The sequence below is a fragment of the Exiguobacterium sp. s127 genome, assembly GCF_018618695.1.
In the GTDB taxonomy this organism is placed as follows: domain Bacteria; phylum Bacillota; class Bacilli; order Exiguobacteriales; family Exiguobacteriaceae; genus Exiguobacterium_A; species Exiguobacterium_A oxidotolerans.
In genome coordinates, this window is sequence record NZ_JACSMO010000001.1 from 163,698 (window position 1) to 185,995 (window position 22,298).

Annotated in this window: 22 protein-coding genes; 11 read left to right on the plus strand and 11 right to left on the minus strand. The window is 46.8% G+C overall.

The genetic code is table 11. The features are described 5' to 3' along the window. Positions 1–17 precede the first annotated feature (17 nt). Positions 18–647: a helix-turn-helix domain-containing protein gene (locus KNP98_RS00730; protein WP_214804284.1), complete on the plus strand. Its 630-nt coding sequence runs from the start codon at positions 18–20 to the stop codon at positions 645–647. Between the two features lie 57 nt (positions 648–704). Here KNP98_RS00730 and KNP98_RS00735 read toward each other — a convergent pair whose 3' ends face one another. The 3 genes from KNP98_RS00735 to KNP98_RS00745 all read right to left on the minus strand — a co-directional run bounded on the left by KNP98_RS00735 (position 705) and on the right by KNP98_RS00745 (position 3,289). Beyond that, complete coding sequence (locus KNP98_RS00735) at positions 705–1,139, minus strand: hypothetical protein (RefSeq protein ID WP_088837818.1); 435 nt, start codon at positions 1,137–1,139, stop codon at positions 705–707. Positions 1,140–1,203: 64 nt separating this feature from the next. After that, positions 1,204–2,406: an ABC transporter permease gene (locus KNP98_RS00740; protein ID WP_214810546.1), complete on the minus strand. Its 1,203-nt coding sequence runs from the start codon at positions 2,404–2,406 to the stop codon at positions 1,204–1,206. Then, a complete protein-coding gene (locus KNP98_RS00745; RefSeq protein ID WP_088837816.1) occupies positions 2,396–3,289 on the minus strand; it encodes an ABC transporter ATP-binding protein in 894 nt (297 codons plus the stop codon). Before KNP98_RS00745 ends, KNP98_RS00740 begins: the two co-directional genes overlap by 11 nt. Positions 3,290–3,613: 324 nt before the next feature. Between KNP98_RS00745 and KNP98_RS00750 the strand changes: the two genes are divergently transcribed. After that, a complete protein-coding gene (locus KNP98_RS00750) occupies positions 3,614–4,222 on the plus strand; it encodes an alpha/beta hydrolase (protein ID WP_088837815.1) in 609 nt (202 codons plus the stop codon). A gap of 52 nt (positions 4,223–4,274) precedes the next feature. Here the strand turns inward: KNP98_RS00750 and KNP98_RS00755 are convergent, their stop codons facing one another. Together KNP98_RS00755 and KNP98_RS00760 are read right to left on the minus strand one after the other, a co-directional pair. Continuing rightward, positions 4,275–4,742, minus strand: a complete 468-nt coding sequence (locus tag KNP98_RS00755; RefSeq protein ID WP_088837814.1) for a hypothetical protein — start codon at positions 4,740–4,742, stop codon at positions 4,275–4,277. Between the two features lie 424 nt (positions 4,743–5,166). Further along, the gene (locus tag KNP98_RS00760) at positions 5,167–5,907 is read right to left on the minus strand and encodes an SGNH/GDSL hydrolase family protein (RefSeq protein WP_214810548.1); all 741 of its coding nucleotides are present in this window, start codon (positions 5,905–5,907) and stop codon (positions 5,167–5,169) included. 43 nt (positions 5,908–5,950) lie between these two features. Between KNP98_RS00760 and KNP98_RS00765 the strand changes: the two genes are divergently transcribed. Together KNP98_RS00765 and KNP98_RS00770 are read left to right on the plus strand one after the other, a co-directional pair. Next, on the plus strand, positions 5,951–7,018 hold the full coding sequence (locus KNP98_RS00765) for an acyltransferase family protein (RefSeq protein ID WP_088837812.1): 1,068 nt from the start codon (positions 5,951–5,953) through the stop codon (positions 7,016–7,018). Between the two features lie 51 nt (positions 7,019–7,069). Beyond that, positions 7,070–7,402, plus strand: coding sequence for an Asp23/Gls24 family envelope stress response protein (locus tag KNP98_RS00770; protein WP_235195173.1), 333 nt, complete (start codon positions 7,070–7,072; stop codon positions 7,400–7,402). 47 nt (positions 7,403–7,449) lie between these two features. On the opposite strand, the gene KNP98_RS00775 is transcribed toward KNP98_RS00770, so the two are convergent. Both KNP98_RS00775 and secA read right to left on the minus strand, forming a co-directional pair. Then, a complete protein-coding gene (locus tag KNP98_RS00775; protein ID WP_214768868.1) occupies positions 7,450–8,208 on the minus strand; it encodes an SLAP domain-containing protein in 759 nt (252 codons plus the stop codon). Next, positions 8,192–10,552, minus strand: a complete 2,361-nt coding sequence (secA, locus tag KNP98_RS00780) for a preprotein translocase subunit SecA (RefSeq protein WP_214810549.1) — start codon at positions 10,550–10,552, stop codon at positions 8,192–8,194. Before secA ends, KNP98_RS00775 begins: the two co-directional genes overlap by 17 nt. A 295-nt stretch (positions 10,553–10,847) precedes the next feature. Here secA and pgmB point away from each other — a divergent pair, with 295 nt between their 5' ends. Beyond that, a complete protein-coding gene (gene pgmB / locus KNP98_RS00785) occupies positions 10,848–11,510 on the plus strand; it encodes a beta-phosphoglucomutase (RefSeq protein ID WP_214810550.1) in 663 nt (220 codons plus the stop codon). Between the two features lie 650 nt (positions 11,511–12,160). On the opposite strand, the gene KNP98_RS00790 is transcribed toward pgmB, so the two are convergent. Continuing rightward, on the minus strand, positions 12,161–13,654 hold the full coding sequence (locus tag KNP98_RS00790; protein WP_214768864.1) for an N-acetylmuramoyl-L-alanine amidase: 1,494 nt from the start codon (positions 13,652–13,654) through the stop codon (positions 12,161–12,163). A 291-nt stretch (positions 13,655–13,945) separates the two neighbouring features. Between KNP98_RS00790 and KNP98_RS00795 the strand changes: the two genes are divergently transcribed. The 4 genes from KNP98_RS00795 to chrA are packed head-to-tail and all read left to right on the plus strand — an operon-like array spanning position 13,946 to position 17,850. Next, positions 13,946–14,347, plus strand: a complete 402-nt coding sequence (locus KNP98_RS00795) for a Rok-like winged helix domain-containing protein (protein WP_029331484.1) — start codon at positions 13,946–13,948, stop codon at positions 14,345–14,347. 57 nt (positions 14,348–14,404) lie between these two features. After that, positions 14,405–15,448, plus strand: coding sequence for a glycosyltransferase family 4 protein (locus KNP98_RS00800; RefSeq protein WP_214766783.1), 1,044 nt, complete (start codon positions 14,405–14,407; stop codon positions 15,446–15,448). 59 nt (positions 15,449–15,507) lie between these two features. Next, positions 15,508–16,629: a DUF418 domain-containing protein gene (locus KNP98_RS00805; RefSeq protein ID WP_088837804.1), complete on the plus strand. Its 1,122-nt coding sequence runs from the start codon at positions 15,508–15,510 to the stop codon at positions 16,627–16,629. A gap of 54 nt (positions 16,630–16,683) precedes the next feature. After that, positions 16,684–17,850, plus strand: a complete 1,167-nt coding sequence (chrA, locus tag KNP98_RS00810) for a chromate efflux transporter (protein ID WP_214810551.1) — start codon at positions 16,684–16,686, stop codon at positions 17,848–17,850. Between the two features lie 202 nt (positions 17,851–18,052). Here chrA and KNP98_RS00815 read toward each other — a convergent pair whose 3' ends face one another. From KNP98_RS00815 to KNP98_RS00825, 3 genes are all read right to left on the minus strand, one after another. Further along, positions 18,053–18,493, minus strand: coding sequence for a GNAT family N-acetyltransferase (locus KNP98_RS00815; protein ID WP_214810552.1), 441 nt, complete (start codon positions 18,491–18,493; stop codon positions 18,053–18,055). Further along, entirely contained in the window at positions 18,468–19,505 is a 1,038-nt protein-coding gene (locus KNP98_RS00820; RefSeq protein ID WP_214768860.1) for an LCP family protein, read from the minus strand. The genes KNP98_RS00815 and KNP98_RS00820 overlap by 26 nt, the downstream gene beginning before the upstream one ends. Before the next feature lie 86 nt (positions 19,506–19,591). Further along, on the minus strand, positions 19,592–20,230 hold the full coding sequence (locus KNP98_RS00825; protein ID WP_088837800.1) for a YigZ family protein: 639 nt from the start codon (positions 20,228–20,230) through the stop codon (positions 19,592–19,594). Positions 20,231–20,318: 88 nt separating this feature from the next. Here KNP98_RS00825 and KNP98_RS00830 point away from each other — a divergent pair, with 88 nt between their 5' ends. After that, on the plus strand, positions 20,319–21,491 hold the full coding sequence (locus KNP98_RS00830) for a sensor histidine kinase (RefSeq protein WP_088837799.1): 1,173 nt from the start codon (positions 20,319–20,321) through the stop codon (positions 21,489–21,491). Beyond that, positions 21,488–22,183, plus strand: coding sequence for a response regulator (locus KNP98_RS00835; protein ID WP_088837798.1), 696 nt, complete (start codon positions 21,488–21,490; stop codon positions 22,181–22,183). The genes KNP98_RS00830 and KNP98_RS00835 overlap by 4 nt, the downstream gene beginning before the upstream one ends. Positions 22,184–22,298: the final 115 nt, after the last annotated feature.

A 22,298-nucleotide genomic window follows, 5' to 3' on the forward strand; every position in this document is an offset into this window, starting at 1 on the left:
TAGCGAGGAGGGAGCATATGCTGGATCATTCACCATATCGAGGGTACGGGGACCGGATTCGGATTTTGCGGGAACGCGCCGGAATCTCGATTGATCAGTTAGCAGATAACCTGGGTGTCGCACCTTATTTCATTCGACGAACAGAATTAAGTGAGGTCTACCCGACGAAAGCCTACATCGAGTCGTTAGCAGAAGTTTTACAAATTGATTCGAGTTATTTGGCGCGGCATATTTGGACAGGGGAATCGTTGAAGTTCGTCATGCAGGACAGCACACCGCTCGAGGAATTGCGTTTAGCGTACGAGCAGACACTGGGTCAGGATGAGTCCGTCATCGAAGAACAACTCGAAGAACGGATGCGGATGTTTGACTTGATGTATGATGATGACGTGAAGCGAATTGAACAGACGATGAGTACGACGGAACAGCGAATCTTTCACGAGCTGGTCGAGTCGGTCATGGAGGCCGGAGAGCTTCGTCGGGAAGAAGCGCGGGGGACGTTTGAGATGTTCGAGGATAAACTCCCCTCGATGATTCAACTCGACGAGTATTTAGATCGTTTGACTGAGGGAGAGACGACCGAGCGAACGACGTGTTACACCCAGTATAGTAATCAGATTGAACGAATGCGCTATCATCGAAAGTAATGCGAATTCGTTTTATTAAAAATGCCGCCCCTTCCTGAAGAAGAGGCGGCATTTGTTTTATGATCGTCGTGGAACTTGGTGATGAGAGACTCGGCTTTTTTGACGTGTCCGCCCGATGATGAAGCCGATGATTGCGTTCGCGATGACGAGAACCCATCCGACGTATCCAAAGTTAAGCGTCAAGCTACCAAGCATAGCTTGCCATTTGAAGACCATCATGAAATCTCCACGGATCACAAACCGAGCGATACAAACGAGTAACACCGTCGTGCCGGCGATGAAGATTCCCATCCAACTTCCGAAGAGGCGGGATGATTGAATGCGGATAGCGACGAACGACCAGAAAAATAGACTGACGACAAACGTCATGCCACCATAGGCAAGGACGAGCTTCCACGTCTCGCTCGCTTGTGGAAATTTCGTAAACATGACAAGAGACGAGACGATGGCGGCAGCGGTGAATAAAATAGCTGCCCAAAAACGAGACCGCATAACGTAGTTCCTCCTAAAGTTTTTCTCACTTAACGATAGCGGAAACGTCTCATCTTGTAAACCACTACTGACGACCACTTAAAATACGTCGCAGTTGCTTGAGCGGGTTCGATCCATAGAACAGCACACCGCCTCGATAAAATTTCGTTCCGACGAACAGGGCAAGGGCGATGCTTACCCCCATTAAGCCGATGGATAAAAGGATTTGCCACATCGGGACGTCCGTCAGCATGACCCGTAAGAACATCAACATCGGGGTGAAGAACGGAATGAATGATAAGACGACGACCGCTTGATTTGTTGGAGCGTTTAAACTAAAAATGGAAATCATGAACGCGGCTACAATCAGCATGATAACGGGTATCGTTACTTGCTGTGCATCTTCGACCCGACTGACGAGTGAACCGAGTGCGGCGAGCAACGTTGCATAAAGGAAGTAGCCGAGTAAGAAGAATACAAATAAGTAGACAACTGTTTGAATGCTTAAAGAGTCGAGTGATAGTTGGTCAAACAAGCTGCTTTTTTGTCCACTGTAGTAACCAACGCCAACAAGCAAAGAAAGTTGAATGATGCTGACCGTTGCAATGGATAAAATTTTTGCAAGCATATGTTGAATCGGACTGGCAGCAGAGATTAACAGCTCCATGACACGTGATGATTTTTCATTGGCAATCTCGGTTACAATCATTCCGCCATAAATTACAATCGTAAAATACATTAAGAACAGCAAAACATACACGAGGGCAGAAGCGGCAAACAGTTCGTCCTCATTTTTTCCGCCAGTGGATGTTAACTCTTGTTTTGTTGTAATAGGAGCAGCCAATGCGGCGAGAATCGCAGGATCAACATTTGATTCAGAAATGATTTTTTGATCACGAACCAGTTTTAGTGCCGTTGACAGTTGAGTTTTCAGGGATTGTTCCGGACTCTCACTAATTAATGTGACAGCGTAAGGATCGCTCGTCATCAACGCAACCACTTCATATATGCCGTCTTTAACGGCATCTCGTGCTTCCTGTAATGAATAATCTTTCTGATCGATTTCGGATTTTATCCCACTTTCTTTTAGAACAGGAACGATGTCCGCATCCAGTGAACTGACAACAGCGATTTTAGGTTCGTCTCCTGCAAACCAGTCAATGATTCGTTCGATATTCGAAAATCCAATCAAAAAAACAATCATTAAAGCGGTTGAGATAAGAAAACTTTTTGCCCGCAATTTTTGTAATAAACTAAAGCGATATAGGGTCATAAATTTACGGTTCATAACGTTTTCCGACCTCCTCGATGAAAATGTCCTGTAGGGAGAGTTGATCCCAGACGAAACGTTCGACGTGGAACCCTTCTGTAATTAAATGGCGAAGTAATCCGTCGGCGGCTTCTTTTGATTCGACTTGGAGCGTGTAGCCGGTGCCTTCCGTCTCGACCTGTAAAATACCAGGCAGTGCATCCCATAACAATGGTGGGGCATCGGTTGCTAACAAAACACGCGTTTTTCCGTAGCCTGCTTTGATGTCTGGTAAGTAACCGGCGACAACAGGTTTTCCGTGATCTAAAATCGCGACATGTTCGCATAATTCTTCGACATGATCCATCCGGTGACTTGAGAAGACAATCGTCGTCCCGTCCGTCGTCAGTTTCCGGACCGCTTTTTTAAGTTGTTCGACGTTGACAGGGTCAAGTCCGCTGAACGGTTCATCGAGAATCAACAGATCCGGCTTGTGCAGGACGGCAGAAATCAATTGGATTTTTTGCTGATTCCCTTTTGAAAGCTGTTCGACACGCATCTTTTCATATTGAGGAATTTGAAAGTAATCCAACCACGCCACTAGAGATGCTTTAGCCTCTTTACGCCGCATCCCACGAAGCTCGGCTAAAAAGATTAATTGCTCGTCCACCCGAATCTTTGGATAAAGACCGCGTTCTTCTGGTAAATAGCCGATTTGCGAGAGGGGGATGGCTTTTCCTTTCCAGGTGATTGATCCTGTCGTCGGCTGTAAGATACCGAGCAACATCCGGAACGTCGTCGTCTTTCCGGCACCATTCGCGCCAAGTAATCCGAAAATCTGTCCTTCCGGAACTTGAAACGATAGCTCATCGACGGCTGTAAAATCGCCGAACTGTTTTGTGATGTTCTGTAGTTCTAGCATGTGAACCTCCTTGGTAGACTAAGTAGTCACTTCTCTTTACATTGTACCCTTACGTTAAAACTGGTTAAAGGTTCCATTTTTAAAATTTATATAATTGAGCATTTTTGTTTACTTTTAGTAATTTAGTTACTATTATTATATTAAGGATAAAAGGGAGTAACTAGGTAATCGTCATGAAAGCGCAACGGACAATCCTGGTTTTGCCGTTGATGAAGCATTCGAAGCACTCGGTGAAGACTTAAAGTTGCCGGAACAATTTGAGGCGCACCGGGTGCAAATCGCGCAACATGCCGCACCAATCACAGTCAAGAAGGGGAGACTCGTATGATACATCTTTTTGAACAACCTAAAAAACAAGGCGCACCGATTTTCTTGCTTCTCCATGGCACGGGTGGATCGGAACAAGATTTAATCGGACTCGTCCAATTGCTTCATCCAGATGCCGGTTATCTCTCCGTTCGTGGAGCAGTCACGGAAAATGGGATGCCGCGTTTCTTTAAACGCTTGGCAGAAGGCGTCTTTGACGAAGCCGACTTAGCCTTACGGACAAAAGAATTGATGGCATTCATCAAAGAAAAAAGTGAGACGTATCAATTTTCCGTTCAGGAATTAATTCCCGTCGGTTACTCGAACGGTGCGAATATCGCAGCGAACATGATGTTTGAAGAAGCGCTGTTCGCACAAGCGATTTTGCTCCATCCGATGGTACCGCGTCGTGGCATCCCGTTGCCAAATAGTGAAGGCGTCAACGTCTTCATCGGAGCGGGGGCAAATGATCCGATTTGTGCCGCAAGTGAGACGGAAGAACTAAAAGCACTATTTGAAGGTGCCGGAGCGCATGTCGACGTGACATGGTCAAACCACGGACATCAGCTCGTCATGCCGACGATTGAAAGCGCGGCATCCTGGTTAAACAATCAATTGACACAATAAAAAAGCATTGAGAACTCAAGGGGCAGAATCCTGAGTTCTCAATGCTTTTTTCTTAAGCTGGATGGTCACTTTTCGGACGAGAATAAACAATCAAGATTCCTCGCTCAACGAGTTGCATTGCGAGTGTCTCTTTTGCTTCTTCAGAAATTTTCGTCTGTGTGATATGTTTGTACAGGTGCCGTAGTTCGCGACGCATCGGTTTGCGGACGAGCCACATGCTGTCGATGATCGAACACCACGTCAGGACGGTTTCTTGACCGATATAGAATTGCTTTTGCCGATTGAGATAACGAATCCACCATTCATCGCGAAGCATCTTTAAAGTAACGCCGGTAACAAAGACGATCAGAAATGTCAGTGGAATTGTTTCATACAAAGGAAGACTTGTCAGGACATCGCGAAGTCCTGTGACTAAGCTGAGCATCATCCAACCAATGAGCCCGATGACGAGCCAATAACCAAAGTTGAGTGTACTTCGTCGTTGCATCATGAGTTTCGGTTTCAAGAGTGGAGTGGCCATCAGAATCACCTCCTTGTGAAATAATCGAATTTTCTGACAATTTATAGTTGTCCTTCTACTATAGTTACTTTTTCCCTAAACGTCCAGTCATTAGACATGGAAAATGTGTTTCTTTCTTGACGATTTTCGTGTACGCTAAAAAAAGAAAGTGAGCGGTTACATTAAAGGAGGAAAACAGATGGTGGATCAAGTCGTTTGGATCGCGGTTGGTATCGTCGCAATCGCTGTGTTCACAGCTTCAAGCGTTGCTGCGTACATGGGCGTTAAAAATCAAGAAGACTAAGAATTGGTCAGGCATCAGCCTCACCGAATCTTTACAAGCTCAAAGGACGATTCCGCTGTCGGAATCGTCCTTTTTAGATTTTTGAATACAATCAAAGCCAACCGAATGACAAGCGCATCATTCGGGTCGGCCGAGTAGAGCTTATTTATTTTCCGTCACATCTATCTTTTCTGCATACGGTTTTAAGGCATCGATCCACCGCAAGTAACCGCCACCGACGAGGTGCAACCCATCATACGTCATCCGATTTTGGAGGTATCCTTGATCGTTCGTCAAGACCGGCCGTAAATCGACGAAGTCGGCATCGACCGATTCTGCGAGCTGCTTCAAATTACGGTTCAACGCTTCGACTTCACGGTTGACCCGGACGGAGTCGGAATATTTCGGTGCGACGGGGACCGTTGACTGGATGACGACGTCGATGTTATTTTTTCGGAGTGTCGTCACGATCGTCGTCATATTCTCTGTAATCTTAGAGACGGGTGTGAAGTGCCGGATGTCATTGATACCACCCATCACGAAAACTTGTTTTGGTTCTAACTCAAGAATTAGGTCAAGTCGTGTCAAAAATCCTTCCGTTGTATCACCGGGAATCCCGAAATTAACGATCGATGAATCATTCATCAAAATCCGCCAGTCACCAAAATGTGTCATCGAATCACCTAACATGACAGCATTCGGAGATTTTGGGTATTGATAAGTATGGAAGAGACTATTCAATCGGACATAGTTGGAGTTTTTTGTGTATTGGAATGTCGTAACCGGTTTCGAACTCATTGCAGGGAAGACGTCTTCGATTAAATCAAGTGGTTTACGTCCGAACAGTAGTGCAAGGAGAACGATGTTTATGACAACCGAGAGAATCAATAGTGCTTTTTTCATAAAACAATCGTTCCTTTCAGAGGAGTATAAGGGGTAGTGTAACATGAATCGAAATCCATGGTTCGACAATATTAAAGGATTTCTTGTCATTTTCGTTGTCATTGGTCATATGCTGACTGATATTCGGTTCGACTATGATGGCAAGGTACTCGAGACGGTCTATTTAATTATTTATTCGTTCCACATGCCATTGTTCATCATTTTGAGTGGCTACTTCTTTCGCGAAAACAAGTACTTACGGGTGATTCAATTATTTGCCGTCTATTGTGTCTGGCAAATTTTAATCGGGTCGTGGGCAACCTTTGGGGAAGGGTTACCCTTATTTTCCGGTCAAAATATCGGGACGCACTTGTTGCGTCCGTACTGGGCGCTTTGGTATTTGTTCGTCATGGTCGTCTGGTACATTGTCACACCATACGTCGTGCACTTGAGAGGATATATCTGGTTCGGTTTAGCGTTCGCCCTGTTATACGGCTTCGAACTTGAGAATACAGGATTCCTGGCATTACGGAAGTTAATCATGTTCTATCCGTATTTCTTATTAGGGAACTATCTCTCGGAACACGAGTTTATCCGGATTTTCGAGATGCCGAAAAATTTCAAACGCCGGATGAACGTCCGCTTACTGGGCGGACTCGCGTTTACTTCCGTCGTCGGTTTTTTATTGTTTCAAGCCTGGCGGGATACACCGCAAGAAGTCGTCGATCTTGCAAATGCCTTTAAACACCGTTTTCCTTACGTCGAACAATATGATAGCGATGCCTGGGTCGGGGTACTGAAGCATAGCGTCATCTATTTCTTATCGATCACGGCGTCACTCGGGTTCATGATGCTTGTGCCGATGCGCAGGCTTCCACTCGTGACCCGGGCAGGGGAGCTGAGTCTCTACGTTTATCTTTTACACGTCTTCTTCGTCATGGCTTGGCGACAATATGTAACGGGTGCATTTGTAACAGAACCTTGGGTCGCTTTGTTGATCATTTTTGGCGTTGCGATTTTAATCGTCGGAATCATCGTTCACCCGGCAGTTGTTCGGATGTTACGCCCATTGATTGAAATTGACATCCGTCCGATTGTCGAGAAGCGGGAAGACCTTTCAAAAAAAGGTTAAATGCTATACACTTTAAAGTAGATGGATTAATAGATGAAGGGCGTGGAAAGTATGTCATATAATTTAAACAACGCGGATGGTGTCGTAAACGTTTCTCAGCAGGTAATCGAGGTCATCGCCGGAGTTGCCGTCAAGGAAACAGAAGGTATCGCATTTACGCAAGATGATTCGAAACTGCAAGAAAAACAAATGGTCAAACTCGTTAAGGTCGAAGATGTCGGAGGCGAGATTACGGTCAGCCTGGCTGTTCATATCAAGTATGGTATGTCGATCATCAAGACAGCGGGTAAAGTGCAAGAACGGATTGTGCAAGACATGGAAAACATGTTGGCATTCCCACCGAAAGCAGTCGACGTCCGCGTCATCGGATTGTTAAAAGGATAAAAAAGGAACGAGGCGCTTCGTCATTGGACGAGGCGCCTCGTTGTTGATTAGGGGAGGTAGCGGAGGGCGAACGTTTCAGTTGCCTTTGCCGAATAGTCAAACTGGAGGCGAATGGCATATTCGCTCGTCGAAAAAACAGATACAGCGGGGTGCTCGGTCTGCGCAAGCGTCGTTTCTCCGGTCACGAGTTCGAATGCCAACTGATCGAGTGTCAAAAGCTGATTACTTGGATTACGCACTAAGACAATCGCTTCAACGGAAGTCTCTTTTTTTAGAATCGATACCGGAAGGAGCGACCAACCGTCTGTCGGAGGAATCGGGTGAGAAAAAGCGATTTGGCGGATCCGTTGGCGTTCAGTCTCCGAGAAGGACGAATCAATCAGCACATCGGTCAATAATTCGTTCGAAAAGACAAGTTGGACCGGATCAGTAAGTAAATCAAGGTCGACAAACACATCTTCTTCCGCAAACTCAAGCCAAAGCGGAATTGTTACCATTGGTAAAAGGACCGGTATCTCCTCGATACTAAGCGTTTTCCGGGCAATCAACTGGTCGCCGGACAGTGCAAGAACGACTAAATCATTCAGCTGGAAAGCTTGGTCAAGTGTATTTTGGAACAAGGCAATCAAGCGCAACGGCTTGTTTTCTAACCTTTGGAAGAGGTGGATTGCCATTTGACCAGGAGCGAGTCCAGGTAGTTGTGCCGCGACGTAGCGGAAGACATACTCATCTTCTTTGACGATTGGCATATCGTCCGTGAAATAGAGCGCAGGTTGAATAACCGGTGAATCAGTCGACGGTTGCATGAAGCATTCCTCCTTCAGTCGTAACACTTTCGAAGCGACAAAGACTAGAGACAATCTGTTTTTCAAAAGTAGAAATCGCATAAGTGAAGTAGTCCATTCCTTCCTGTTCAAAGATACGAACAGGTTGTTCCTGCGCATAACCGCGAAGATGAATCCCTTCCTTCAATGAATTCATCGCCGTTAAGTGACCCGTCCACTGTTCATCGAGTGCGAGCAGCATGAAGCGACGTGCTGTTTCTTCATGGGACGCAAGATGGTCTGCCATCGTGGTCTCGGTCTCTGCAATGAGTGGAGTCAATCGTTGTTTCATTTCTTCACGCGATTCGACGCGCTCGAGCAGGACCGGTTGTTGGACGAGCTGTTCAAGTTCCGATGTCAGTAATGCCAGTGGCCATTCTTCTGGAACGAGCGCGTCATGGAGATGCTCATCGACTAAGGCATGAATGACACGAGCAGCAAAGGACTGGACGAACCCTTCAAGTGACTCGGACTCAACAATTTGATTGCGAAGACGATAGATCGCGAGGCGTTGCTCACTGATGACATCTTCTAGCTGGACGAGTTCATCACGGACGCTCCGGTTGACGGATTCACATGTCTCCTGCGCATAGCACATCAACTGACGCGCCTCTTTTAACGTGACAGGACCTGCGACATCGGGAAGCTTTTTTTGAACACGGGTGAGGCGGTCTTTTGCGAAGCGGCGGGGAAGCTCGTCTTCGAGTGATAAATAGAAGCGCGTCAATCCTGGATCACCTTGGCGACCGGCCCGGCCGCGAAGTTGATTATCGATGCGGACCGACTCGTGGCGTTCTGTCCCGATGACCAACAATCCACCTTGCTGTTTGGCAGAGGCATCGAGGACGATATCCGTTCCACGACCGGCCATGTTCGTCGCAATCGTAATCCGGCCGGCTTGTCCGGCTGACTCGATGATTCGGATTTCTTGATCAACCGTCTTTGCATTCAAAATCTCATAAGGCAACTGTTCGCGCTCCAGGACGTGAGCGACTTTTAGGGATTGTTCGATTGAAGTCGTCCCGATCAATACGGGTTGTCCTGTTTGATGTGCGAGTCGTGTTGCCTGTGCGATGGCCTGATATTTTTCCTGACGCGTCAAAAAAAGGACGTCTGGTTCATCGATTCGGATTTTCGGGCGATTCGGTGGAATCGATACGACATCCATCCGGTAAGTTTTCAGGAACTCATCGCGTGAGGTCGACGCGGTTCCCGTCATACCCGAAACATGACGGTAGAGGCGGAAATAATGTTGAATCGTGATTTGGGCTGTCGTCCGGTTTTCTTCAGTCACGGTAACATTCTCTTTTGCCTCGAGTGCTTGGTGTAGGCCGTCAGATAAACTGCGCCCTTCCATTAAGCGACCTGTGAATAAGTCGACGAGGGCGATTTTATCATCTTTGACGATGTAGTCGATATCGCGTGTCAAGACGACATGCGCGCGAAGTGCCTGGATGACATAATGAAACAAGACAGCATGTTCTGCCGCAAAGAGTTGATCGACTCCGAACGTTCGCTCAATCGTCTCGATGCCTTGGTCGGTTAAGGCAACCGCTTTAATTTCATCGTCAAACGTATAATCTTCCTCTGGCTGGAACGCTTCGATGACACGACGGACGAGTTGTTGGAGCGCTTCGTGAACGGTGTCACGTTCCGCCATGATGAGGGGGGTTTTAGCTTCATCAATCAAGATGCTATCGACTTCATCGATCAGAGCAAAGCGGAGAGGGCGTTGCAACCGGTCTTCTTTGCGCATGACGAGATGGTCGCGAAGGTAATCAAAACCGAACTCCGTTCCGACTCCGTATGTAATATCGGCAGCGTAGGCGGCTCGCTTCTCGTCAAATGATAAGTCGGAATGATTGATGCCGACCGTCAGTCCTAAAAAGCGATGGATTTGTCCGATTTGTTCCGCGTCACGGCAGGCCAAATATTCATTGACGGTGATGACATGGACGCCTTGCCCGTACAGACTCTGTGTAAAACTGGCGAGCGAAGCGACGAGGGTTTTTCCTTCCCCGGTCGCCATCTCGGCGATATGTCCTTCAAGTAGCGATAGGCCACCAATCAGCTGGACATCGTAATGGCGGAATCCGAGCGTCCGCTTACTCGCTTCCCGAACAAGCGCAAATGCAGTCGCAGTAATCGCTTCGACCGACTCACCCGTCTGAAGACGTTCTTTTAAAGAAGCGGTTAAGCGGCAGAGTTCGTCATCGGTCTTCTGTTGCATTTCCGCTTCTAGACTATTGATCGACAGGACGATTTTTTCATAACGTCGCATCCGACGGCTCTGTTCGTCGAGTAGTTGTTTGACACGTTGAAACATACTAAGTCACTCCTTCAATTCCGATTCTAAAACTAACCTGATTATACCAGTTAAAAAATGTAAAACGAATAGTAAAGAGATAAATAGAGAAAACATTTATGCTTATTTGAAAGCGTTATCAATGCAAACTAATTTTTCCTGATAACTTCAAAAGGTCTAAATGAAGAAATTTTTGATAACGCTTGCAAAGAGGTGTATGAAGAGGTAAAATATTTCTTGAGGCAAGTGCAATCGTTTGCGCAAATCATTCGATTTCTTGTCTTTCATGTACGATGGATGAAAGGATGGATGTCGGATGGCACCAACGATTGAAGCGGTTATTTTTGACTTAGACGGCGTGATTACCGATACAGCCGAGTATCATTACTTAGCGTGGAAGCAACTCGGAGAGGAGCTTGAGATTCCGTTCGACCGGGATTTCAACGAAACACTTAAAGGTGTAAGTCGGACCGATTCGTTAGAGCGGATCTTGGCGCTCGGTGGAAAGCAGCATGCTTTCACGGAAGCCGAAAAAAACGCGCTTGCGACGAAAAAGAACGAGCACTACGTCGAGTTGATTCAACATATCTCAGAACAAGATCTTCTTCCGGGAATTATTTCGTTCTTGGATGAAATTCGGGCTGCTGGGCTGAAAATCGGTATGGCGTCGGCTTCGAAAAATGCGCTGACGGTCGTTGAGGCACTAAAGGTCCGACACTATTTCGATGATATCGTCGATGCGGCAACAGTTGCTCAGTCTAAACCACACCCTGAAGTGTTTTTACGGGCAGCTGAAGCGCTTGACGTCGATCCGAGTCGCTGTATCGGTGTAGAAGATGCAGCAGCCGGTATTACAGCCATCCACGCGGCAGGCATGTATGCTGTCGGCGTCGGACCGGAAACGACGTTACATGAGGCAGACTATCGTGTCGATTCGACAGATTTGCTTTCCCTTGAGCAAATCTTAGCTAGTCGCTAACGACAACGTTCCATTCCCTGATGGTTCGTTGTTTCATCTGATTGATCTCTTTTCATGTGAGGAAAAGGACCGCTTCCCTGAGCGGTCCTTTTTGCGTATAGACAAATTAAGCGGTTTTTAATCTTAACGGATGGTGAGAAGTTGCTTTCCTGCTTCTTCTCAAAACAAATTTTTTTCGCAATATTGGGAGATAAAGCGTCTTTTTTCGTTGCTTTCCTCGGGCGAGGCGCAAGCCGTTGCTCCTTGGTCCTCACGGCCAACGAGCAGGGTCTTGCCTGCCTCTGAACGTGCGTTAAAAACGCACTTTTTCCCGTAGGAGTCAACGAAAAGTGACGCTTTTCAAGTAATACCGTGAAGGAAATCCAGGCGTGGAGACGGTTTAGAGCGCGATTCGTCTCGAATCGCTTAGAACCGCGAAAAGCAATCGGTCGCGACCCTGCAGCTTTGCTGTAGCGGCGCGGAAGATTGCCGCTTTGAAGACGAGGCGAGACAGGGAAGCGCGAACGGATTGCATTTCCATACCATATGTTTACGCTTTTTAATAGTTTGTCTACACGCTGAACGCTAAAAGGATTGCGCATCGGTAGATGGCAATCCTTTTTTGTGATTGTATGTCATATTTTTTAGTCGGCTCGAAGTGTTGTGGAAAATTAAAGTGTCGCGAGAATTCCATCTGCGATCGCTTGTGCGTAACGTGCCTGGTAGGCAGCGTTCGTTAACTTCGAACGATCTGTGCTGTTTGAAAGGAATCCGAGTTCTGTCAAAACGGCGGGAGCATTCGTGCCTCGGATGACCGCTAAGTTACCGAAATCCACACCGCGATTTCGCATACCGGCATAACTGACCAGCCGTTGTTGAATCGCATTTGCTAATTGAATGGATGTTGATCCGCTATAGTAATAGTTTTCGGCACCGGAAGCGCTCGTAGCGTTTGAGGCATTGATATGGATGCTGACGAAGCGAGCAGTTGCATGTGAGTTCGCCATGACGCTGCGGTCGGTCAATGTCGGATAATAGTCATTCGTATACCGCGTTAATTGTAAATCGACTTTTCCTTCGAGAAGGCTTGCGACCTGACGCGCGACGGCGAGGACGATATCGCGTTCTGTTAGTCCGACCCGTGTAGCACCGGGATCATAACCGCCATGACCAGGATCAAGGACGATCAATGGTCGATTCGAAGGAGCGGGTTGAAAGAGGGTTAAATACATCGACTCGACATAACCGGAGCGTCCGTCCGCTGTCTTGACCGCGACATAACCACGTGTTTTATGTGTACTGTTTGAGACGACGACCGGCGTACCGCGTCCGAGACGAGCGAGTTGGCTACTTGAAGAAGACGGACCGGAGCGTAATGTGACCGTACTACCTGAGCTGATGAGGACATACATTTTTGAACCGCTGTAATCGACGCTCGCCGTAGAAGAAGAGGCGGGAGAAGAAGTCCCTTTTTTCAAGTAAGTACCGATGACATAACCCGTCGATCCGTTATAGGTCACTTTATGCCACGCGCCACTTGTAGATAGCGACTGAACGACTTGAGTTTTCGGAATCGTCAAGATCAGTTTCCCGGATGCACTCGGTGCGGTACGAAGATTTAACCGTTCGGTTGTTGTATAAGCAGTCGTTTTCGATGTTGTCGAAGCCGCGACTTTTTTTAAGTAAGAGCCGGAGACGTAACCGGTTTTATTACTGTACGTGACTTTGTACCAGTTTCCATCTTTATAGCTTGAGCTGATTTTTTTACCTGTTGGAATCGTCAACAGCCGTGTCGAAGAAGTCGTCGCTGCTTTGCGTAAAGAAAGTGCTGCGGTTGTTTGATAAGTTGTCTTCGCGAAAGCAGTCCCCGTGACGACTTTCTTTAAGTATGTTCCTAGCACGTAGCCCGTCTTTCCTTGATAAGACAGTTTGTACCAATTCCCTTTACGATAAGAGGAGCTGATCTGTGTGTTTTTCGGAATCGTCGTCAACTTTTTCGACGTGGTTGTATTGGATGTCCGAAGATTTAAAGAATCTGTTGTTTTATAAGTCGTTTTCGTAAAAGAAGTACCGCTAGCTGCCGATACTAAAGAAGACGGAAACGCAACCGTGAGTAGAAGCAAAAGTACTAGTGCAAACGACAATAATTTAGTTAATTTGTCCATTAATTTTCCAGTCTCCTTTTGTGTAAAATCAATAGTTAGAACACCTTTACGAATAAAATAAGTGCTTTTGAGATAGTTTAATTTATAATTTATATGTTCCGTTCTAGCTCCTTTCTGTTAATATGAGGTGTAACCATTGTATCGGGTGTTTGATGAAAATATTACAGGATAATTAAATATTTAAAAAAATTATATATTACACAGACAATTTATATTCTGTAATATTTCAATAAACATACAATTGAAACATAATTGAAATATTTATGTTTAATTTTGGAAGGTAGGGTAAACATGGGAACGAGTGAACACATTTATCGTGAGTTGATGGAGATTGAAGAGGAATACCGCCGTCTTCAACGGCGTGCAGAATACTTGATTGCAGAGTTGAGTCGTGGTGCTGGAGAGTATTCAAAAGAAATCGCCGTAGCACAAGAACGCCCTCTAAAACAACGGCGTGTCAATCAGCGTTACCCGCTTGAAGTGTACGTCCACCAAATCAGTGATTTGATGCGTGAACGTGAATCGATGTCGGCACGTGACATTCAAATGGAACTTGAATTACGTTACCGTCATCAAATCAGTAACATCTATCAATTGATGGCGAAAGTCGAGCAAGCGAACCCGGCAATCAAAAAGGTTGGCCGTGGGATTTATACATATGATCCGTCTGCTGAAGTCCCAATCTTCATGTGAGCCGCTCGTCGGCTCTTTTTTTTTATGATATAATTCGCGCAGGAGCGTGATGTTATTATGTTATGGACTGCGTCCATCGTCTGTTTTATCGCGGCCTTACTGATCACACCCGTCGTAAAACGCTTTGCGATTGCAGTCGGTGCCGTTGACAGTCCGGACGCGCGAAAAGTACATGTGCGAATCATGCCACGTCTAGGTGGTTTGGCGATTTATATCGCGTTCATGATTGGCTATTTTATTTTGCAACCTTCGAGTCCCTATGCGACTCATATTCTAGTCGGAGGATTCGTCATCATTTTGACGGGGGCCTTCGACGACCGATTCCAATTGAATGCCCGGTTGAAACTGATGGGACAAATTGTTGCTGCCGTCATCGTCTTAAATGGAGGTATTCGAATCGAATTCATCAATTTGCCGTTTGACCAGCAACTGTTTCTCGGTTGGTGGAGTGTGCCGTTGACGTTTCTTTGGGTCATCGGGATTACGAATGCCGTCAACTTGATTGATGGACTGGATGGACTCGCAGCCGGTGTCTCGAGCATCGTGTTGTTGACGTTGATCAGCCTCGCTGTCATCCAAGGAAATGTTTACGTGACGATCGTCGCAATTTTACTCTTGATGAGCACGCTCGGCTTTTTGTTCCACAATTTTTATCCGGCGAAGATTTTCATGGGGGATACAGGGGCCTTGTTCCTTGGATACATGCTTGGTGTCTTATCGTTACTCGGTTTTAAAAACGTGACCTTGTTCTCGCTTGCCGTTCCGGTCATCTTGCTCGGGATTCCGATCTCCGACACGTTGTTTGCAATCGTCCGGCGTGTTCTTCAAGGGAAACCACCGTTCGCACCAGACAAAGCCCACCTGCATCATCGTCTGCTCGATCTTGGATTTACGATGCGCCAAGCTGTGCTCGTGATTTATGGGTTGTGTGCGATTTTCGGCATGACGGCGATTTTATTTTCACAAACGAATTCCGTCGGGGCACTCGTTTCGTTAATCATGTTATTGATTGTGCTCGATATCTTAGTCGAATCGCTGGGACTACTTGGCGAACGCTATCGTCCGTTATTGAATTTACTCGAACGACTTACATCAAAATGACCAATCAGCCGCTCAAAATTTGATTTTTGGGCGGCTGATTGACGATTAAGGAGACTATTATGAATCCGATAGCGGAAAAAGAACGGATTATTTATTTGGATGTCCTCCGTGGTTTTGCACTGTGTGGGATTTTGCTCGTCAACATGCCGAGTTTTCTCGGGGAACGGTTCGTGTCCGATATGGGACAAGTCGACCGATTGCTCCGGCTTTTCTTTGATTTGTTCATTCAAACGAAGTTTTATACGTTGTTCAGCGCGTTGTTTGGTGCTGGCTTTATCCTCTTCATCGACCGGCTCCGTCAAAAAAAGCGTTCGCTGTGGATTTTTGTTCGCCGTTTGACGATTTTATTTGCGATCGGTCTCATTCATTTATTGTTTTGGGAAGGTGACATTCTCCAAACGTATGCGTTTTGCGGATTCCTTTTGTTGCTCTTCGTCAAAACACGACCGCTGACCAAACTCTTCATCGGTCTTGCCCTCCAACTGTATACGGTCTCTCTCTATCTTTCAATTTATCTCTTTGCTCAATCAGAAGGCGATCGTTCCATCATTGAACCGGACGGTCGATTGACCGATCTTGTTGCCGAACGTGATCTCGGAGGTTATTTCATTTATCATGCGACCGTCCAATTGCCGGATGCACTCGGAAATACGTTGATGCTTTGGCCGGAAATTTTATCTCTCTTTTTAATCGGCGCCTATTTGATGGAACGCTTTTCAGTGCGGCCACCGACAACACGATTACTCATCGTAGGGTTCCTCGTAAGCTTGATTTTGTCACTCCCTGCACTAACGCAAATTATTCGCGTTCACCAAGGGCAGGTTGCAGATGGACTAATCAATTACTTTTTCGTCTGGTTGTCCGGACGAACGCTCGCCATTACTTATGCGACAGCCATCGCCTTGGTTGTTCGGGCCGGCCTGCGAATGGAAGGGTTCCGCTTGCTCGGACGGATGGCGCTAACGAATTATTTGACGCACACACTCGTTTTTACAGTCCTTGTTTTCTTATCCGGGACATACGGCACGATTCCGCTGTGGCAAGGGACGTTAGGAGCTCTCATCTTATTAGCCTGCCAAACGTTTTTCTCGCGTTGGTATTTGCGACACCATCACCAAGGGCCAATCGAAGCATTGTGGAGAAAGGGGACATACGGAAAACAAAAGTCGACTGAACTGTAAGCTGTCACAAAAAATTTACAAACGTTTCGTATACTAGGTGTTGGAGGTGGAGAAATGAGTAGATGGATAGAAATCTTCATCGTCTCTTTGAAGCTCGGCTTGACATCGTTCGGAGGTCCTGTCGCGCATCTCGGATACTTTTATGAAGAATACGTCAAACGAAGGAAGTGGATTGACGAGAAAGGCTACGCCGATCTTGTGGCACTTTGCCAGTTTCTTCCCGGTCCGGCATCGAGTCAAGTCGGGATGGGAATCGGGTTGATTCGTGGTGGCGTCGTCGGTGCAATCATTTCCTTTATCGGGTTTACATTACCGTCGAGTCTGTTATTGATCATGTTCGCACTGCTTGCGACAACTTACGATTTGACCGATGCGGGATTCATTCACGGTCTGAAACTCGTCGCGGTGGCGATTGTTGCCGATGCTGTACTCGGAATGGGGATGAAGCTTGCTGTTGGACCGAAGCGGTTAGCGTTGATGTTGCTTGCGCTTGCAGGTGTCTTAATCTTCGATCATCCGCTTGCGCAAGTCGGTGTCTTACTACTGGCGGCATTGTTCGGATTACTCTTGTTTAAAGTTGAACCACAATCTGGTCAGCCGTTAGCCATTCACGTATCACGCGTGTGGAGCATCAGTGCGCTCATACTCTTTTTCGGTTTGTTAGTCGCGACACCGATTTTAGCAACGGTAGCGACGGGAAACGTGCAGCTCGCGAGCATCATGTACAATGCCGGTGCACTCGTGTTTGGGGGCGGTCACGTCGTCTTACCGTTTCTCAACCAGGCACTCGTACCAGGATTTATGGACGGAACGAACTTTCTAGCGGGGTATGCCGCGGCCCAGGCTGTTCCCGGTCCACTCTTTACATTTGCGACCTACCTCGGGACGGTCATTTCAGGTGTGTCGGGTGGTCTGCTCGCGACATTGGCGATTTTTTTACCCGGTTTTCTGCTCGTGATTGGCGTCGTCCCGTTTTGGGATCGCGTCCGAATGAATAAACAGGTCGGACGGATGTTGATCGGCGTCAATGCAGCGGTCGTTGGTTTGTTGTTAGCCGCCTTATATGACCCGATCTTTACATCGAGCGTCGAGACGAGTCTCGATTTCTTCGTCGCCTTCGGGCTCTTTTGTTTACTTCGTTTTTATAACCAGTCGCCGTTACGCATCGTTTTACTTGGAGCAGTGATTGGAATGGTGTTAAGCGGAATCGGTCTTACTTAAAAAAGGCAATCTACAGACGCTTTAGAGCGCGTGATCGCTTTGTACAAAAAGTGCGGGCTTTCACGAGACTTGGATAGGTTTCAAGACGGCATGAGCGAAAAGTACGGAAATAGAAATGGCCGATGATTCCATAAAAGAGAGAATCATCGGCCATTTGATTGTTGTCGGAAACGTACGACATAAGGATTGATTTTACTCTGACTTATGAGTCAGCTCCATTGTTTCCAGTCTTACGCTTGAGGTGGACGAGGGCGATGTCTTGCCGGACGGTCGTCGCGTCTTCGATGAAACCGAATTGATGATAAAGCGCAATCGCCGGCGCGTTCATTTTTGCAGTTGAGACGAATTGCAAATCCTCTGCTTCAAGCGCATGGCGCAGTAAACGAGAGGCGACACCTTGCCGGAAAAAATCGGGTGCGACGAGCAGACGTGTAATCGTCCGATCGGAATACGTCAGGCAACCGATGAGTCCGGATTCGGACGTCAAGACGTAACCGAGCGGAGCTTCTTGCGTCAATTCAGCCGATGTTTGGCGCAAAGGTGGAAAATCGGTCGTACCGATTAACTCCGCCTCTATTTGATAAGCACGTTTTTGTAATGCGAACAACGCCTCAAAGTCAGTTTGCTTCAGTCGACGTATCATCTTTTGTCCCTGAATCGTCAGCCGATGCCTCACTTGCCTGGTTCGTCGGCAGAGCGAGTTGTTCTTTTAACATGTTTTTTGCTTCTTGGAGCGACTCTTCATCCAGCTTGTAGTAATAGCCGCCGTTGATTCGGGCATCCGATCCTTCTAAGTCGATCCGGTTGACGGTCGCGAGTGACTTGACGAACGGCTGCAGCTGGAATGCTTCCGTTAACGACATGTTTGTTTGGAAGTTATCGCCGGTCGCTTGCATCAATTGATTCAACTTTGTGATTGAACCGAGCGAAGTCGATTCATCGATGATGGCTTGTAAAATTTGTTGTTGGCGTTTTGTACGGCCGATGTCACCTTCGGGATCTTCGTAGCGCATCCGGGCATAAGCGAGTGCTTCTTCACCGGTTAATGTCTGAACGCCGGGATCGAGCTTGACGCCGCTCTGTTGATCAGATGAATCGAGTGTGTCGATCGGCAACTTGACGTCGACGTCGACTCCGCCAATTGCATCGACAATCGCGACGACACCATTAAAGTTGATTGAGCCATAATAGTCGATTGGGATATCGAGCAAGTTCTCGACCGTCTCAATCGTTGAATCGATTCCTCCGAACGCATACGAGTGATTAATTTTATCTTCGTAGCCGACAGACGGAATCATGACGAGGGAATCCCGGGGGATACTCAACATGCTGACTTTCTTTTCCGCTTTGTTGAAGGTGGCGACAATCATCGTGTCTGATCGTGAAGCAGTGTCACCAGGGCGTTCGTCCGTCCCGACGAGCAGGACGGAGAAATGATCTTTCGTCAAATCGACGGCCGCTGGACGTTTTTCTGATTTTTCACCACGGGATAATTTTACTTCTGTTTTGTTGGCTGTTTGAAAGGTTTTATATGCGACGTAGGCGAACGTAGCGCCACCTGTGACTAAGACGATGAGAAATACGGTGACGAAAATCTTAAACCAAGAGCGTTTTGATTTTCGGTTATTAGAACGAGATCGTGTAGAATCCTCCACTGTTCATTGCCCCTAACTTTACTGAATAATTAAAAAACTTTTAAATTCTTTACAAACAGTATAGCAGGTCGAGACAGAATGTCACGTCAGGTCACATCGTGCTCGATGTAGCGAGAACCATTTTCGTGTATCTTCGCTTGCCCATTCGTCAAGTTCGTCATCCACTCGATGAATGGGGCGACATCGTCTGAATTGACGAGGACGTCGATTTGAACATGATCGAGGTAATGGATTTGGTCGATGAGGTGACGCGTCGCCCGGAGTTCATTTTCTAATTTTCCGAGCCATGTGTAATCGACCGTCACTTCAAGGAGGTCGTGGGAGACGCGTTCGATGACGCCGATTGTGTTCAATCCTTCGGAGACACTTGTGCCGTAAGCACGGATTAAACCACCGCCACCGAGCTTGATTCCTCCGAAGTAGCGGGTGACGACGACAACCGTATTCCGGAGATTACGTTTTTTCAACACTTCGAGCATCGGAACGCCGGCCGTTCCACTCGGTTCACCATCATCATTCGCTTTTTGAATGTCATTTCGTTCACCGATGACGTACGCTGAACAATTGTGATTGGCGTCATGGTGTTGCTTTTTAATCGCCGTGATGAAGCCCTGTGCTTCTTGCTCAGAGGTGGCACGTGCTAAATATGTAATAAATCGTGACTTTTGTATAATGATTTCATGGAAACCATTTTCTTTTACTGTATAATAATTAAATAATGACATAATCAAAAATGTCCTCCTCGTTAACTAGTTCTTTCTAGCATAACGACGAATCGGGAGAGAGACAACCACGGGGACTGGAGGGAGTAGCATGACGAATGAGATGAGGGAGCGGCTGTCCTTGAATGATATCGTACAGAACATCATTGGTGTCGTAGAAGAAAGTCGGGAAGAAATCGTTCGAATTACAGAAGATTCAAGAGAACAATACGCAGAAATCCAACAGGAGTTACGGGATTTGAAGACGCGTGTTCATGACTATATTAAAGAAGCCGAACGACTGGAACGACTGATCAAGGATTCAAAAGCACGACTCGTCGTCGTCAGCAAGAACTTCGATCATTACTCCGAACAAGACGTCAGAAGCGCCTACGAAACGGCGAATGCCCTTCAACTCGAGTCGTTCATTAACCAACGGGATGAAATGAACTGCCGAAAGCGGCGGGATGAACTCGAGCGTCGCTTAGTCCACCTTGATGAGACGATTGAGCGAGCCGATATGCTGATCAGTCGCGTCTCGGTTGTCCTGAATTTTTTGACGGACGATATGCAGGTCATGAATGAAAAGTATGAAAAGGCGATGCAAAAACAAGAGATGGGTTTAAAAGTATTTCAGTCGGCTGAGAATGAGCGACGGCGCTTATCTCGAGACATGCACGATGGACCAGCACAAACGCTTGCTCACGTTTTGATTCGTGCAGATTTGATTGAAAAGATTCACCAGCATAACGGAGCAGAAGCAGCCTTTGAAGAAATACATCGCCTCCGGATCTTGATTCGTGACGGGCTCGCGGATATTCGCCGGATCATTTATGATTTACGTCCGATGACACTCGATGATCTTGGATTTGTTCCGACACTCGAGCGTTATCTTCGTCATATGCAGGAAATTTCGAACATTCCGATTCATTTTAATTATCTTGGCGGTGGGGAGCGGATTGAGTCGACGTATGAAGTCGCTGTCTTCCGAATTGTTCAAGAAGCCGTCCAAAATGCAGTTAAGCATTCCAAAGCGAGTGACATTCGTATTATCATAGAACAGTATCAACATTCTGTCCGTATTCATGTGAAGGACAATGGGATCGGGTTTGACTTTGATGAAATTTTTGCTTCGTGCGATGAGTCGTTCGGACTTGTTGGCATGCGTGAGCGAATTGAATTGATTGATGGTTCGTTTGAAATCGAAACGAAACCAGATAAAGGGACGGTCATCAAGGTAGGGATTCCGATCGAAGAATCCGAAGCGAGAGGGGAAACACAGTGAATAACGAGCAAGTAAAAGTAGTCATCATCGACGATCATCAGTTATTCCGGGAAGGCGTCAAACGGATTCTTGATTTTGAAGAAGAATTCATCGTTGTCGCAGAAGGGGCGAGCGGAGCGGAAGTGATTCCACTCGTCGAAGCCCATCAACCGGATATCGTCTTAATGGATATTAATATGCCGCAAGTCAATGGTGTTGAAGCGACAAAACGTCTCATGGAGGTCCATCCGGATGTCCGCGTCATCATTTTGTCGATTCATGACGATGAAACGTACGTCATGCACGCGTTAGGCGCAGGAGCGGTTGGTTATCTTCTGAAAGAAATGGCGACGGATGAACTCGTGAATGCGATTCGTTCCGTCTATCGCGAAGGGGGATACGTCCACCCGAAAGTCACACCAAACCTTTTGCAAGAGTACCGTCGTTTGATGAAGATGAAACAAACGATGTCTTCCCAACCGATTGAAAAACGTGTCGCGGAAGCGCCGTTACACGTCTTGACGCGTCGTGAGTGCGAAGTACTGCAGTTGCTTGCTGACGGTTTCTCGAACCGGGCGATTAGTGATACGCTCTATATCAGTGAGAAAACAGTCAAAAATCATGTTTCCTCAATTTTGCGGAAAATGAATGTACCCGACCGGACAGGTGCTGTCGTCGAAGCAATCCGACGCGGCTGGGTCGTCGTCGTATAATAAAAAGACGGTTGCCAAAGCGGCGCCGTCTTTGTTTTTGTATCGAAATGAACTATGATACACTTAATAACGATTGTGACGTGTCAGAAAATTACAAGTCACGACGGAACTCTTA